At 70.4% G+C, this 14,741-nt stretch carries 12 protein-coding genes and 1 tRNA gene; 11 read left to right on the top strand and 2 right to left on the bottom strand.

What is annotated here, in order from left to right; all coding sequences use genetic code 11:
• Positions 1-105 precede the first annotated feature (105 nt).
• Together BM145_RS03205 and BM145_RS16500 are read right to left on the bottom strand one after the other, a co-directional pair.
• Complete coding sequence (locus BM145_RS03205; protein WP_245739034.1) at positions 106-1,137, bottom strand: glycosyltransferase; 1,032 nt, start codon at positions 1,135-1,137, stop codon at positions 106-108.
• Entirely contained in the window at positions 1,113-1,247 is a 135-nt protein-coding gene (locus BM145_RS16500) for a hypothetical protein (protein ID WP_281244341.1), read from the bottom strand. Before BM145_RS16500 ends, BM145_RS03205 begins: the two co-directional genes overlap by 25 nt.
• A gap of 142 nt (positions 1,248-1,389) precedes the next feature.
• Between BM145_RS16500 and BM145_RS03200 the strand changes: the two genes are divergently transcribed.
• The 11 genes from BM145_RS03200 (at position 1,390) to BM145_RS03150 (ending at position 14,567) form a co-directional block, all read left to right on the top strand.
• Positions 1,390-2,703, top strand: coding sequence for a UDP-glucose dehydrogenase family protein (locus BM145_RS03200; protein WP_093331214.1), 1,314 nt, complete (start codon positions 1,390-1,392; stop codon positions 2,701-2,703).
• On the top strand, positions 2,700-3,641 hold the full coding sequence (locus BM145_RS03195) for a D-2-hydroxyacid dehydrogenase (protein ID WP_093331211.1): 942 nt from the start codon (positions 2,700-2,702) through the stop codon (positions 3,639-3,641). Before BM145_RS03200 ends, BM145_RS03195 begins: the two co-directional genes overlap by 4 nt.
• 241 nt (positions 3,642-3,882) lie before the next feature.
• Entirely contained in the window at positions 3,883-5,256 is a 1,374-nt protein-coding gene (locus BM145_RS03190) for a class II 3-deoxy-7-phosphoheptulonate synthase (RefSeq protein WP_093331209.1), read from the top strand.
• An 82-nt stretch (positions 5,257-5,338) separates the two neighbouring features.
• A tRNA-Glu gene (locus tag BM145_RS03185) sits at positions 5,339-5,413 on the top strand.
• Between the two features lie 254 nt (positions 5,414-5,667).
• The gene (locus tag BM145_RS03180) at positions 5,668-7,158 is read left to right on the top strand and encodes a carboxylesterase/lipase family protein (protein WP_093331756.1); all 1,491 of its coding nucleotides are present in this window, start codon (positions 5,668-5,670) and stop codon (positions 7,156-7,158) included.
• Positions 7,159-7,168: 10 nt separating this feature from the next.
• Positions 7,169-7,930, top strand: coding sequence for an SDR family NAD(P)-dependent oxidoreductase (locus BM145_RS03175; protein ID WP_093331207.1), 762 nt, complete (start codon positions 7,169-7,171; stop codon positions 7,928-7,930).
• A gap of 116 nt (positions 7,931-8,046) precedes the next feature.
• Positions 8,047-10,230 carry a TonB-dependent receptor gene (locus BM145_RS03170; RefSeq protein ID WP_093331206.1) on the top strand — a complete coding sequence of 728 codons (2,184 nt, stop codon included), beginning with the start codon at positions 8,047-8,049 and terminating at the stop codon, positions 10,228-10,230.
• Between the two features lie 4 nt (positions 10,231-10,234).
• Positions 10,235-11,632 (top strand): FAD-binding oxidoreductase, encoded by a 1,398-nt coding sequence (locus tag BM145_RS03165; RefSeq protein ID WP_425441080.1) that lies wholly within the window; start codon positions 10,235-10,237, stop codon positions 11,630-11,632.
• 173 nt (positions 11,633-11,805) lie between these two features.
• The gene (locus BM145_RS03160) at positions 11,806-13,092 is read left to right on the top strand and encodes an MFS transporter (protein ID WP_093331201.1); all 1,287 of its coding nucleotides are present in this window, start codon (positions 11,806-11,808) and stop codon (positions 13,090-13,092) included.
• A gap of 33 nt (positions 13,093-13,125) precedes the next feature.
• Positions 13,126-13,875 (top strand): helix-turn-helix domain-containing protein, encoded by a 750-nt coding sequence (locus BM145_RS03155; protein ID WP_093331199.1) that lies wholly within the window; start codon positions 13,126-13,128, stop codon positions 13,873-13,875.
• A complete protein-coding gene (locus BM145_RS03150; protein WP_093331197.1) occupies positions 13,872-14,567 on the top strand; it encodes a FadR/GntR family transcriptional regulator in 696 nt (231 codons plus the stop codon). The genes BM145_RS03155 and BM145_RS03150 overlap by 4 nt, the downstream gene beginning before the upstream one ends.
• The last annotated feature ends 174 nt before the right edge of the window (positions 14,568-14,741 follow it).

Here is a 14,741-nt window from a genome sequence, read left to right as displayed (position 1 = left end):
GGCTCGTCCCGGCATCCAGAGCCAAGCAGCGTCTCGCCCGTGATCCTGGATGCCGGGACGAGGCTCTCCTGAGCTTCGCCGAAGGGCCCGGCATGACGGCTCTTCTCACCCATGCCGCACCAGCGGCCGGCGCGAGCGGCGGCGGCCGTTCCAGACGAGCTGGCTTGCCGCGCCGAAGTTGAACACCGCGCTCATCAGCGCGCCGGCGATCCCCGCGAGCGGCCAGCTGCCCGATCCGACCAGCACCAGGTCGGCGACGCCGATATTGGCGAGGCCGCCGATCGAGCAGATCAGGCAGAACACCGCGTAGCCGACGACGAAACGGGCACCGCGCAGCCGCTGCGCGCGGTAGGTGACGGCATTGTTGATCGCGAAGTTCAGCGTCATCGCCGCGAACGCCGACGCGGTCTGTGCCGGGATGAACGCCGCCCCGCCCGCCGACAGGAGGCCGAGCACGAGGAGGTGCGCGGCCAGGCCGACGCCGCCGACCGCGCAGAACAGCACGAAGCGCGGCGGCACGAAGCCGCGGCTGAGCTTCTCGATCAGGAGGAACAGCAACTCGGCGGCGACCATGACGTCGAGCTTGCTCTCGCCGTGCTGCCGGCTGCGGAACACGTAGGGGAGTTCCACCACCACCAGCCGGCGCGGCGAGGAGGTAAGCACGTCGAGCAGGATCTTGTAGCCCTGCTGGGACAGGTCGTAGACGCAGGCGTGAAAGGCGTCGCGCTTGATCGCGAAGAAGCCGCTCATCGGATCGCTGACGCCGGCGCCGATCACCAGCGTCGCGCAGCGGGTGGCGACGCGGCTGATCCGTGCGCGGCCCGCGTCCCAGTCGCCGATGCCGCCCTCCCCCAAGTAGCGGCTGCCGATCACCAGGTCGGCCTCGTCCGCCTCCATCAACGCGAGCATGCGCGGCAGCAGCCGCTCGTCGTGCTGCATGTCGGCGTCGATCACCGCGACATGGTCCGCCTCCGCGGCGAGCGCGCCCTCGACCACGGCGGAGGCGAGGCCGCGGCGGCCGACGCGGCGGATGACGCGCACGGGCCAGCCCTCCGCCCGGAGCGCCGTCACCTCGGCGGCGGTGCCATCCGGGCTGTCGTCGTCGACCACGATCAGCTCCCACGCGACGTCGCCCACGCGGCGGCGACGGCGTGCGCGAGCGGACGGATGTTGGCCCGCTCGTTGTAGCTGGGGGCGACGATCGACAGTCGCGGCAACGGGCGCGACGGAGCGGGGGACGGGACCATGGCGCTAGCATCCCGATTGTCGCGGCCCCTGCCAAGCCGTCGCGTGGCGGGACGGCCGCGCACGCGCGGCTCGGTTGCCCGCCGGGGTGTTCGCGGGTATCCGCGCCGATGCCCGGACCAGGCCGGCGATGAAGGAAGAAGCATGCGCATTACGATGATCGGCTCGGGCTATGTGGGCCTCGTCTCGGGCGCGTGCTTCGCCGATTTCGGCCATGACGTGTGCTGCGTCGACAAGATGCAGGCCAAGATCGACGCGCTGCACGCCGGAAGGATGCCGATCTACGAGCCGGGGCTCGACAGCCTGGTCGCCGCCAACGTCGCGGCCGGGCGGCTGACCTTCACCACCGATCTGGCCCAGGGCGTCGCGGGGGCGGACGTGGTGTTCATCGCGGTCGGCACGCCGTCCCGGCGCGGCGACGGGCACGCCGACCTGAGCTACGTCTTCGCCGCCGCGCGCGAGATCGCCGAGGCGGCGACGGGGCCGCTGGTGGTGGTCACCAAGTCCACGGTGCCGGTCGGCACCGGCGACGAGGTGGAGCGGATCATGCGCGAGGCGCGGCCGGACCTGACGATCGCGGTCGTCTCCAACCCCGAATTCCTGCGCGAGGGCGCCGCGATCGGCGACTTCAAGCGCCCCGACCGGATCGTCATCGGGTCCGAGAACAGCAACGACGGCGCCCGCGCCCGCGCAGTGATGCGCGACGTGTACCGGCCGCTCTACCTGAACGAGTCGCCGATCCTGTTCACCGGCCGCCGCACCAGCGAGCTGACCAAATACGCCGCCAACGCGTTCCTGGCGACCAAGATCACCTTCATCAACGAGATCGCCGACCTGTGCGAGGCGGTGGGCGCCGACGTGAAGGACGTCAGCCGCGGCATCGGCCTGGACAACCGGATCGGCCGCAAGTTCCTCCATGCCGGGCCGGGCTATGGCGGCTCCTGCTTCCCCAAGGACACGCTGGCGCTGCTCAAGACCGCCGAGGATTTCGACTCGCCGATCCAGATCGTCGACGCGGTGGTGAAGGTGAACGAGGCGAGGAAGCGCAAGATGGGCCGCAAGGTGCTCGGCGCGCTGGGCGACGCCCCGCGCGGCAAGACGGTGGCGCTGCTCGGCCTCACCTTCAAGCCCAACACCGACGACATGCGCGACGCGCCGAGCCTGGCGGTGGCGCAGAGCCTCGCCGACGCGGGCGTGACGGTGCGCGCGCACGATCCCGAAGGGATGGAGGCGGCGCGCGGCCTGCTGCCCGACGCGGTCTTCACCGGCGACGCGTACGAGGCGGCAACCGGCGCCGACGCGGTGGCGATCGTGACCGAGTGGGACGCGTTCCGCGCGCTCGACCTCCAGCGGCTGAAGCAGGTGATGGCGGCGCCCGTGCTGGTCGACCTGCGCAACGTGTACGACCGCGCCGCGGTCGAGGCGGCCGGCTTCACCTACCACGCGGTCGGACGGTGACCCGGGCCGTCCTACCCGCCGTCGCGCGGCCGCTGCTGGAGGGCAGGCTGCCCGCGGGGCTGGAGGTCACCTGGTTCTCGACCCCGACGGAAGCGAAGGAGGGGATCGCCGAGGCGGACATCGCCTGGGTCGATATGCAGCCCACGCACTTGGTCGCCGAGGCGATCTGCGCGAGCGGGCCGCGGCTGACATGGGTGTCGACGCTCTATGCCGGGCTGGATGCCTTTCCGCTCGACCTGCTGCGATCGCGCGGCGTGACCGTGACCAACGGCGCCGGGATCAACGCGGTGGCGGTCGCCGAGTACGCGGTGATGGGCGTGCTCGCCGCGGCCAAGCGGTTCGACCAGGTGGTGCGCGCCTATGACCGGGCCGAGTGGCCCAAGGATGCGCCGGGCAAGACGGAGCTGGACGGCACCGCCGCGCTGATCGTCGGCCACGGCACGATCGGGCGGCTGATCGGCGAGCGGCTGGCGGCGTTCGGGGTGGCGGTGACCGCCGTTACGCGGTCTGGGCGCGACGGCACGCTGACGCCGGACGCATGGCGCGCGCGGCTGGACGCGTTCGACTGGGTGATCCTGGCCGCGCCCTCCACCGATGACACCAGGGCGCTGATCGGTGCGGCCGAGTTGGCGGCGATGAAGCCGTCCGCCTGGCTGATCAACATCGCGCGCGGCGACATGATTGACCAGGACGCGCTGGTCGCGGCACTGGAGACGGGCGGGATCGCGGGCGCGTTCCTGGACCCGACCGATCCCGAGCCGCTGCCCGCCGACCATCCCCTGTGGCGGACGCCGAACACGATGGTGACCATGCACCTGTCGGGGCGCAGCCAGACGAAGATGTTCCCGCGCGCGGCGGCCCTGTTCCTGGAGAATCTGGCTGCGTGGCAGGCCGGAGAGCCGATGCGCAACGTCGTCGATCTCGACGCGGGGTATTGAGGACCATGACATTGCCCTGACCCGTTCGTGCTGAGCGAAGTCGAAGCACAAGCTATAAGCGGCTCACTCGTTGCCTGCCCTTCGACTTCGCTCAGAGCGAACGGTGGTGGGACAATGTCATAGCACCCCACATCCTCGTGCCTTCCGAAACGCGGGAAGCTCCAGCTTTGCCGCCGCGAAGCAGGCGCGGGGTAGCGTCCGTCGCCGCTTTATCGCATGGAACGGCCGGAAAGGACCGATCATGGCCACGACCTGGGCACCCGACAGCTGGACCGCCGCCGAAGCGCGGCAGATGCCCGCCTACGACGACGCCGCCGAGCTGGCACGCACCACCGACACGCTGTCGCACTATCCGCCGCTGGTCTTCGCGGGCGAGGCGCGCAACCTGACGGCGGCGCTCGCCGAGGTGGCGGAGGGCCGCGCCTTCCTGCTCCAGGGCGGCGACTGTGCGGAAAGCTTCGCCGAGTTCCACCCGGACAACATCCGCGACACGTTCCGCGTCATCCTGCAGATGGCGGTGGTGCTGACCTACGCGTCGAAGCTGCCGGTGGTGAAGCTGGGGCGGATGGCGGGGCAGTTCGCCAAGCCACGCTCGACCCCGACCGAGACGGTGGAAGGCGTGGAGCTGCCGAGCTACCGCGGCGACAACGTCAACGACATCGCCTTCACGCCGGAGGCCAGGCGCCCCGATCCGCAGCGGCTGATCCGCGCCTATGCGCAGTCGGCGGCGACGCTCAACCTGCTGCGCGCCTTCGCGCAAGGCGGCTACGCCAATCTGCACCAGGTGCATCGCTGGACGCTCGACTCGCTCGGGCAGAGCTACTGGGCCAAGAAGTACCGCGAGACCGCCGACCGGATCGGCGAGGCGCTCGACTTCATGGCGGCGTGCGGGATCGATCCGGAGACGGTGCCGCAGCTCGCGCAGACGCATTTCTACACCAGCCACGAGGCGCTGCTGCTCCCTTACGAGCAGGCGATGACGCGGCGCGATTCGCTGACCGGCGGCTGGTACGACACGTCGGCGCATTTCCTGTGGATCGGCGATCGGACGCGCTTCGAGGGATCGGCGCACGTCGAGTTCCTGCGCGGGATCGGCAACCCGATCGGCGTGAAGTGCGGTCCGAGCCTGGAACCCGACGCGCTGCTGCGCATGCTCGACACGCTTAATCCCGGCCGCGTCGCCGGGCGGATGACGCTCATCACCCGTTACGGCTACGACAAGATTGAGGCGCATCTGCCCCGCCTGGTCCGCGCCGTCACCCGCGCCGGCCATCCGGTGGTGTGGAGCTGCGACCCGATGCACGGTAACACGATCAAGGCGGCGACCGGTTACAAGACGCGGCCGTTCGAGCGCATCCTGGCGGAGGTGCGCGGTTTCTTCGCGGTGCACCGCGCGGAAGGCACGCACGCCGGCGGCATCCACGCCGAGATGACCGGCCGCAACGTCACCGAATGCACCGGGGGCGCGGTCGACGTGACCGAGCAGAGCCTGGCCGATCGCTATCACACACACTGCGACCCGCGGCTCAACGCCGGGCAGAGCCTGGAACTGGCATTCCTGCTGGCCGAGATGCTCAACGAGGAAATGGCGGAGCGTCGGCGCGTCGCGGCGTGACGACCAGCGGGCGCGGCGAGTATTTCGCCGCGCCCGCTTGACGGGCCGGCGCTCCCCGGATAGACGCGCGCCTCCACCGGACGGCCCCTTCGTCTAGCGGTTAGGACGTCGCCCTCTCACGGCGAAAACACGAGTTCGATTCTCGTAGGGGTCACCAGATCGGAACCGGCCGCGGGATCGCCGCCGTTCGGGTGTTCCGCACCGGTCTGCTCGCCGCCCGCACCTGCCGACACATTGTGACGATCCCGCGCGTCGTTTCGGGCGGGCGCACCTCCGCTCGTCATTCCTTGTTCCCCATCGGTAACGGTTCACCCGACCATCGGCCGGCGACGATCGGCGCGGCAAGAAATTGATGCCGATCGGCACATCGTCGCGCCTGCACGCTCGCCCGGCATGACGTATGCGCGGTGCATGAGCGCCTCCCCTCCCCCACCCGTCGTGCCGACGTCCAGCGGCGACCTTCGCGGCCGGCGCCTCGCGGCCGTGCAGCATTTCGCCAGCGTTCCCTACGCGGCCCCTCCCGTCGGCGCGCGCCGCTTCGCCCCGCCGGAACCGGCACCGGCGTGGCAGGGGGTGCGCGACGCCACAGACTCGGGGCCGACCGCGCCGCAGCGCCTGCGTCCGGTGCCCGGCCTCGATATCGCGCCGCTGGTCGGCACCGGCTGGACACGCGGCGACGATTACCTGACGCTCGACGTGTGGCGCCCCGACGACGACCGCACCGGCCTGCCGGTCATGGTCTTCGTCCACGGCGGTGCCTTCGTGATCGGCAGCAAGGACGCGTCCGTGCAGGACGGCGCGACCTTCGCGCGCGACGGCGTGGTCTGCGTGTCGATCAACTATCGCCTGGGCATCGACGGTTTTCTACCGATTCCCGGCGTGCCGACCAATCTGGGCCTGCGCGACATCGTCGCCGCGCTGCAATGGGTCCGCGCCGAGATCGCGGCGTTCGGCGGCGACCCGGCCAACGTCACCGTGTTCGGCGAATCGGCCGGCGCGATGGCGATCGCCGATCTCGTCGTGTCGCCGCTCGCCGCCGGGCTGTTCCGGCGCGCGATCATCCAGAGCGGCCACGGCGCGATGACGCGCTCCGTCCCGATCGCGCGCCGGCTGGTCACCAAGCTCGCGAAGCTGCTCAAGATCGCGCCGAGCCGCGACGGCTTCGCCGCCGTGCCGACCGAGACGCTGCTCGACGCGGTGGAGAAGGTGTCGCTCCCCACCACCCGCATCGACCTGCGCGGCGAGGACGGGCGAGAGCCGGTGTTCGGCATCAGCCGCTTCGTCCCCGTCCACGGCGACGACGTGCTGCCGCTGCCGCCGCTGGACGCGCTCAAGTCGGGTGCGGGCAAGGACGTGGACGTGCTGATCGGCACCAACGCGGAGGAGATGAACCTCTACCTCGTTCCCTCCGGCGTCCGCGACAAGATCGGCCGCCTGCTCTCCTGGTTCGTGCTGCGCAAGTCGCAGCCGCGCGCCTGGGCGGTCCTGAAGGCGTACGGCGCGGGCCGCCGCCCGGCGGGCCACGCGCTGACCGACGCGCTGACCGACCTCGTCTTCCGCTGGCCCGCACGCCGCTTCGCCGAGGAGCATCAGGGCCGCACCCAGGTCTACGAGTTCGAGTGGCGCTCCCCCGCCTTCGCTGGCGAACTGGGCGCGGCGCACGCAGTGGAGAACGCGTTCGTGTTCGACACGCTCGCCACCGTCACCGGCCCGGAAGGATTGCTCGGCGAATCGCCGCCGCAGCAACTCGCCAGCCGCACGCACCGCCTGTGGATCGACTTCGCGCGCGACGGCTCCTTCCCGTCCAAACCGTTCGACCGCGACAGCCGGCAAGTCTATCGCATCGAGGCGGGCGAGGCCGCCTACGAAGCGCCGATGCCCGCTGCCCCCTTCCTTCCCTGAGGAACCGCCGATGTACGCGAACCGCCTGCGCCTCGACGGCCGCACCGCCTTCGTCACGGGCGGCGTCCAGGGGATCGGCTGGGCCTGCGCCGACGCGCTCGCCGAGTTCGGGGCTGCCGTCACGATCGCCGACCGCGACGAGGCGCTGCTCACGCGCGGCCTCGACGCGCTGCGCGCCAAGGGCCACGCGATCGACGGCCTCGTTCTCGACGTCACCGATCCCACCGCTGTCACCCAAGCCGCCGACGCGCGCGGCGGCGCCGACATCCTCGTCAACAACGCCGGCATCGCGCGCAGCGACACCCCGGCCGAGGAGGTCGCCGACGAGCATTGGCGGAACGTCCTCGACGTCAACCTGAACGGCACCTTCTGGTGCGCCCGCGCCTTCGGCCGCCACATGCTCGCCCGCGGCAAGGGAAGCATCGTCAATATCGGCTCCATGTCCGGCTTCATCGTCAACCGACCGCAGCCGCAGAGCTACTACAACGCCTCCAAGGCCGCCGTGCACCAGCTGACCCGCAGCCTCGCCGCCGAGTGGGCCGACCGCGGCGTGCGGGTGAACGCCGTCGCGCCGACCTATATCGCCACGCCGCTCAACGCCTTCGCCGACCAGGAAAGCGAGATGTACCGCCGCTGGATCGACGGCACGCCGCAGGCGCGACTCGGCGAGCCGGAGGAGGTCGCGTCGGTCGTCGCCTTCCTCGCGTCCGACGCGGCGAGCCTGATGACCGGCAGCATCGTGCTGGCCGATGGCGGCTATTCGTGCTGGTAGGTCAACGTCGAGAGCCGATCGGCAAAGTCGAGCAACCTTTCGGATAGGTCAGATCGGGCGCATACCTATCCGAAAGGTGGACGACACGATCCGCCGGCTATCGGAAGAGGATCACCATGCGTCGACCGCTGCTCGCCCTGACCACCGCCATCACGCTCATCGCCCCCGCCTATGCCGGTGCGCAGACGCTGCCCACGCAAGGCGCGCACACCTCCAACCAAGGTACGCCGGCGGACCCGCAGACCGATACGGCGGCCGAGAACGACCCCGCCGCCTCCGACATCGTCGTGACGGCCCGCCGCCGCGAGGAGCGGCTGCAGGACGTGCCGATTGCCGTCACCGCCATCTCCGGCGACGCGATCAAGCAGCAGCAGCTCGTCCTCGTCCGCGATGTCGCCGCCTACACGCCCGGCCTCAACATCAACTCCGACTCGGTCGGCCGCGCGTTCGTCTCGATCCGCGGCATCGGCACCACGCTGATCGACACGGTGCAGCCGGGCGTCGGCATCTTCATCGACGGCATCTACCAGCCCAACACCACTTTCCTCAATTCGCCGCTGGTCGACGTCGCCCGCGTCGAGGTGCTACGCGGCCCGCAGGGCACGCTGTTCGGCAACAACACGCTGGGCGGCGCGATCAACGTCGTCACCCGCCAGCCCTCGAACGAGTGGGAGGGCCGGATCGACGGCGCGCTCGCCAGCGGCGACAATTATCGCTCGCTGTCGGGCAGCGTATCGGGCCCGATCGTGGAGGACGTGCTCCAGTTCCGCGTCGGCGGCGCCTATCACAAGGAAGACGGGTTCCAGCGCAACCTGCTGGCCGGCGGCGACCAGAACCCGCTGGAGACCAAGAGCGTCAACGGCACGCTCCGCTTCCTGCCGACCAGCTGGGCCCGCTTCACGCTCAACGGCGGTTACGACCGCGTGGCCGGCGGCGCGACGCCCTATTTCAACGTCCGCGGCCCGCGCGACTACACGCTCGACGGCAGCACCAACCAGCGCAGCCTCGCGACGATCGATTACTACGCCGCCAATCTGAAGGGCGAGTTCGACGTCGACAGCCTGAACACCACGATCACCGCGATCGGCGCCTACAACCAGTCCGACACGCGCAGTGAGGGCGACGGCGACTACAGCCAGCTCGACTTCTTACGCGTCACATCGGAGCGCACGCTCAAGACCCGCACCGGCGAGGTTCGTTTCGACACCAAATGGAGCGACAATTTCTCCACGCTGATTGGCGGCTTCTACGCCCGATCGACCACCGATACGTCGGGCACGAACACGATCGTCCCCGCCAATCTGACCGTGCCGCTCGCTGCCACCGCGGAGAACGAGAACGTCGCCGCCTTCGCGACCGGCTTCCTCAACTTCGGCGACGGCCTCGATCTGGCGGTCGGCATCCGCTACGACCATCAGAAGCTCGACGCCTCCACCGCCGGGCTCGACGCCGCCTACAAGGCGAACGAGTGGCAGCCGCGCGCCACGCTGACCAAGCGCTGGACGCCCGAGTTCATGACCTATGCCTCGGTCGCACGCGGCGTGCGCGGCGGCGGCCAGAACGGCCCCGGCGCGCCCAACCTCACCTATCGCGGCGACAGCGTCTGGACCTACGAGGTCGGCTCCAAGGCGAGCGCGCTGAACGGGCGCCTCACCGCCAACGTCGCCGCCTTCTACAACGACTACAAGAACTTCATCGGCGCCAACGCGCTCGCCCCGTCCACCATCCGCAATCCCGCCACCGGTCAGCCGGTCGGCTTCGTCGCGATCAACCTCAACTCGGGCGACGTCGAGAGCTACGGCGCCGAGGCGGAACTGTCGTTCAACATCAACAAGCTGTGGCGCGTCTACGCGAACGCCACGCTGCTCCACGCGCGCGTCACCGATCCCAGCCAGTTCCAGGCGATCACCGGCTACGCCTATCCGGGCAACCGCATCCTGTTCGTGCCCGACGCCAATTACGCGGTCGGCACCAACGTCCGCCTGCCCTTCCACCAGGACCAGGCGTTCGTGTTCGACGCCAACCTGATCGGCAAGGGCGACCGCACCGGCGGCTCGCTCGACGCGGCCTCGGTGCCGGTCCTCGAAGCCTATCACCTCGTCAACGCCTCGCTGACGTGGCAGGGCGGCCCGCTCGAAGTAGGCGCGTTCGCGACCAACCTGTTCAACGAGAAATATATCGAGACCTATCTCGACCTCTCGCTGCTCCGCCGCGCCGGCCTGCCCGCACCGCTCGTCTCCAACCTCGCGATCCAGACGCCGCGCCGCCGCGTCGGCATCCGCGGCACCGTGCGGTTCTGACATGATGCACGTGACGCCGCCCACCCGGCCGCCGCTCGACGAAGGCTTCGTCGCGTCGCTCCGCCAGCGTTTCGGCGACGCGCTGGCGCTGGGCGAGGGCATCCGCCGCCAGCACGGCACCAGCGAGGCGCATTTCGCCGAGGCGCTGCCCGACGCGGTCGTCTTCGCCGCCTCGACCGAGGAAGTGGCCGACTGCGTCCGCCTCTGCGTCGCGGCGGGCGTCGCCATCGTCCCCTTCGGCGCGGGCACCTCGATCGAGGGCAACGCGCTGCCGGTCAATGGCGGCGTCAGCATCAACCTGGCCCGCATGGACGCGATCCTCGCCGTCAACGCCGAGGATTTCGACTGCACGGTGCAGGCCGGCTGCCGCCGCGAGGAACTGAACGCGCATCTGCGCGACACCGGCCTGTTCTTCCCGATCGATCCCGGCGCCAACGCCACGATCGGCGGCATGGCCTCGACCCGCGCCAGCGGCACCAACGCCGTCCGCTACGGCACGATGCGCGAGGCGGTGCTGTCGCTGACCGTGGTCACCGCCGACGGCAAGGTCATCCGCACCGCCACCCGCGCGCGCAAATCGGCCGCCGGCTACGACCTCACCCGCCTGTTCGTCGGGTCGGAGGGCACGCTGGGCATCATCACCGAAGTGACGTTGCGGCTCCACCCGATCCCCGAGCAGATCATGTCGGCGGTCTGCGGCTTCGACAGCTTGCAGGGCGCGGTCGACACCGTCGTCCAGTCGATCCAGTGCGGCGTGCCGCTCGCCCGCGTCGAGATCCTCGACGACCGCCAGATGGCGGCGGTCAACGCCTGGTCGAAGCTCACCTACCCCGAGGTGACGACGCTGTTCTTCGAGTTCCACGGCTCCCCCGCCGGCGTCGCCGAGCAGGTCGAAACGGTGGCGGCGCTCGCCGAGGCTAACGGCGGCGGCGAGTTCGCCTGGTCCAACCAGCCCGAGGAGCGCGCCAAGCTCTGGAAGGCGCGGCACGAAGCCTATTACGCCGCGGTCAACGTCCGCCCCGGCGCGGTCGGCTGGACCACGGACGTGTGCGTGCCGATCAGCCGCCTGCCCGAGTGCATCCTCCAGACCCGCGCCGACATCGACGCAGGGTCGGTCCCCGCCTCGATCCTGGGCCACGTCGGCGACGGCAATTTCCACGTCATCTTCTCGATCGATCCCGCCCGGCCGCACGAATTCGAGGAGGTCGAGGCGATCAACCGCCGCCTGGTCGAGCGCGCGATCGCGATGGACGGCACCTGCACCGGCGAACACGGCATCGGCATCGGCAAGCAGGACTGGCTGGTCGCCGAGCTCGGTGACGCGGTCGACACGATGCGCGTGCTGAAACGCGCGCTCGACCCGCAGAACCTGATGAATCCGGGCAAGATCTTCAGTCTGTGACGCATTCGGCCTGCGTCCCGCCGCCCCCGTCACCTCAGGCTTGTCCCGGGGTCCAGGACCAAGCAGCGCTGTCGCTTGCGGCTCTGGATGCCGGGACGAGCCCGGCATGACGAAGGACTGCTGCAAAACCCCCGCCGTCGCCAAGTAGCATCCACCGCACCGGGAGGTCGATCATGACCCGCCACACCACCACGCCCCGCACCCTCCCCTCGCTCCTCGCGCTCACGCTGGCGATGGCGATCGGCTTCACGATGATGGCGTCATTCGGCACCGTGCAGGAGGGCGCCAAGGCCGAACTGGGCCTCAGCGACGCGGTGCTCGGCGTCATCCAGGGGGTCAGTGCCGCGCTGGCGCTGGTCGTCTTCTCGATCCCCGTCGGCCTGCTCGTCGACCGGTTTAAACGTACCCGCCTGCTCGTCGCGCTGGCGCTGGTCTGGACGCTGGGCACGGCGATGACCGCGGTGGCGACCGGCCCCGTGATGCTGTTCGTCGCGCGGGTGCTGGCCGCCACCGGCACCACCGGCGCGCTCACCGCCGCGCTGTCGCTCACCGCCGACCTGTGCCCGCCGGAGCGGCGCGGGCGGGCGATGCTGCTCGTCAACCTCGGCAAGATGGCGGGCCTCGGTGCGGCCTTCGGGATCGGCGGCTGGCTGTACGGCCAGATCGCCGCCGGCGGGATGCCCGTGGTCGGCGGCATGGCGCCGTGGCGCGGCACGCACGCGGTGCTCGCCGCCATCGGTGCGGTCGCCATCCTGCCGCTGTTCCTGCTGCGCGAACCCGCCCGGCAGGAGGTCGCCGCGACCACCCACGCGCCGTTTCGCGTGCTCGCCGCCGAACTCTGGTCGCGCCGCGCGTTCCTCGCGCCGCTCTTCGTGGGCCAGGTCGCGGTGGTGATGGCGGACAATGCCGCGCTCGTCTGGGCCGCGCCCGTCCTGTCCCGCCACTACGGCCTCCAGCCCGGCGATTTCGCCGGCTGGATGGGCACGCTCGTCTTCGGGAGCGGCCTGATCGGCACGTTGCTCGGCGGATTCACTGCCGATTGGGGGCAGAAGAGCCATATCCGCGGCGGCCTGCTGCTCGGCGCGGTCGTCGCCGCCACGGTCGGCGTTCCCGCCGCGCTGTTCCCGATCGCGCCCAGCGTCACCTGGTTCGCGGTCGCCTTCGGCACATTGTCGCTCTGCGGCGCGATTACCGGGCTCGTCACCTCCGTCGCGCTCACCGTCCTCATCCCCAACGAGCTGCGCGGCCTGTGCATCGGCGCGTTCATCGCCTTTGCCGGGCTGATCGGCTTCGGCATCGCCCCCTCGCTCGTCACCGCGATCAGCAGCCTGCTCGGCGGTGAGGGGCATCTCGGCCCTGCGCTGGCGATGGTCGGCGTGGTCACCGGCACGCTGTCGGTCGGCGGCTTCCTGCTCGCGATGCGCCGCGCGCCCTTGTCGGCCATTGACGAACCTATCTGAAAGGTTCATCAAGTCGCCAAGAGGAGAGGATCGATGACGTCCAAGCAACGGATCGACGTGTCGCCCGAAATGCTGTCCTTCGTCGGCCCCGGCCCGATCGTCTGCGACGATGCGCCCGCCGACACGGTCAATCTCCGCTTCGACCTCGACGCCGGCGCACCGACGCTGGGGCTGGGCGGCACGCTCGCCGACGCGACCGACGCGACGATCGTCCTTGCGGTGAAGGCCGATGCGTGCCGCCGCATCTTCGGCTTCGTGCCGGCGTCGCCCGGTTGCTGGCACCTCCCCGCCGACCTCGCCCACCTCGCCGTCGCGATCCGCGACTGTCCCCTGCCCGGACCCGCCTGCGCCACGCTCCGCCTCGCCAAGAGCATCGAACTGCTCTGCGCGACCTTCGAGACGCTGGCGCGGGAGACGCTGATCTCCGCGGACCGCGCCGGCGCCCTGTCGGAGCGCGACGCCGCCCGCCTCGCCGCCGCCCGCCGCCTCGTCGACGAGCGCTGGCAGGAGAAGCTGACGCTCGACGGCATCGCCCGCGCCTGCGGCCTCAACCGCGCCAAGCTGACCCGCGGCTTCCGCCAGGCGTTCGGCTCGACGGTCGCCGACGCGATCGCCCAGCGCCGGCTGCAGGGCGCGCACAGCCTGCTGCTCGCCACCGACCTGCCGGTCTCGTCGATCGGATACCAGTGCGGCTACAGCAACAACGCCAGCTTCACCCGCGCCTTCTCCCGCCGCTACGGCGTCGCGCCGACCCGGCTGCGCGCGGGCGGAGCCGCCGCGTGAAGAGCGCCGCCCGGATCGACGACGGCGGCTCGCTCGTCGACCTCGCGGTACGCCGCGTGCGCGATCACATCCGTGACTGCGACCTCAAGGTGGGCGACACGCTGCCCGGCGAAGGCCAGTTCGCGACGGAACTGGGCGTCAGCCGCGCCGTGATGCGCGAGGCGTTCGGCGCGCTCGCCGCACTGCGCCTGATCGACGTCGCCAATGGTCGCCGCGCGCGGGTGGGGGCGATCGACGGATCGGTGATGGGCACGTCGCTCGACCACGCGGTCGCCACCGCGCAGGTCTCGGTCGCCGAGGTGTGGGAAGTGCGCCGCACGCTGGAACTGCGCACGGCCGAGCTCGCCGCCCGCCATCGCAGCGACGACGACGCCGCCGCGATCACCGCCGCCGCCGCCGCGATGGCGAACGCCGCGGACATCGGCGAGGTCACCCACCACGACATCGTCTTCCACCAGGCCATCGCGCGGGCGAGCGGCAACATGCTCTTCCTCCAGATCGTCCGCTCGTTCGAGCCGTTGATGACGGTTGCCGTTCCTCTGGCATGGCGGACCCGCGCGGCCGAGATAGCCCGATCGGAAGTGCTGCAACGTCACCACGACATCGCCACATCGATCGCCGATCGCGACGCCGACGGCGCAGCGGCATTGATGGTGGCGCATTTCGACGAGTCGATCGGCAGCGTTCTCTAGGACGGATCGACGTTCAACGCTTCGCCTCATCATTCACCCGGGCGAAGGCCGGGGTCCAGCTGGCAGACGCGAACGGTCGGTCGTTGCGCCACTTCCACGACCTTCCTGACTGGACCCCGGCCTTCGCCCGGGTGGGATGATGGAGCGAAAAACTCTTCTACGCTCCATGGTGCC

The sequence above is a fragment of the Sphingomonas rubra genome, assembly GCF_900115745.1.
Taxonomy (GTDB): Bacteria; Pseudomonadota; Alphaproteobacteria; order Sphingomonadales; family Sphingomonadaceae; genus Sphingomonas; species Sphingomonas rubra.
This window is presented reverse-complemented; position numbering and strand designations above follow the sequence as displayed.

Bases quoted from the DNA above. Each gene is read 5' to 3' on its own strand.
- BM145_RS16500 (WP_281244341.1), bottom strand. From the start codon at position 1,247: ATGGTCCCGTCCCCCGCTCCGTCGCGCCCGTTGCCGCGACTGTCGATC.
- BM145_RS03200 (WP_093331214.1), top strand. From the start codon at position 1,390: ATGCGCATTACGATGATCGGCTCGGGCTATGTGGGCCTCGTCTCGGGC.
- BM145_RS03190 (WP_093331209.1), top strand. From the start codon at position 3,883: ATGGCCACGACCTGGGCACCCGACAGCTGGACCGCCGCCGAAGCGCGG.
- BM145_RS03180 (WP_093331756.1), top strand. From the start codon at position 5,668: ATGAGCGCCTCCCCTCCCCCACCCGTCGTGCCGACGTCCAGCGGCGAC.
- BM145_RS03175 (WP_093331207.1), top strand. From the start codon at position 7,169: ATGTACGCGAACCGCCTGCGCCTCGACGGCCGCACCGCCTTCGTCACG.
- BM145_RS03170 (WP_093331206.1), top strand. From the start codon at position 8,047: ATGCGTCGACCGCTGCTCGCCCTGACCACCGCCATCACGCTCATCGCC.
- BM145_RS03165 (WP_425441080.1), top strand. From the start codon at position 10,235: ATGCACGTGACGCCGCCCACCCGGCCGCCGCTCGACGAAGGCTTCGTC.
- BM145_RS03160 (WP_093331201.1), top strand. From the start codon at position 11,806: ATGACCCGCCACACCACCACGCCCCGCACCCTCCCCTCGCTCCTCGCG.
- BM145_RS03155 (WP_093331199.1), top strand. From the start codon at position 13,126: ATGACGTCCAAGCAACGGATCGACGTGTCGCCCGAAATGCTGTCCTTC.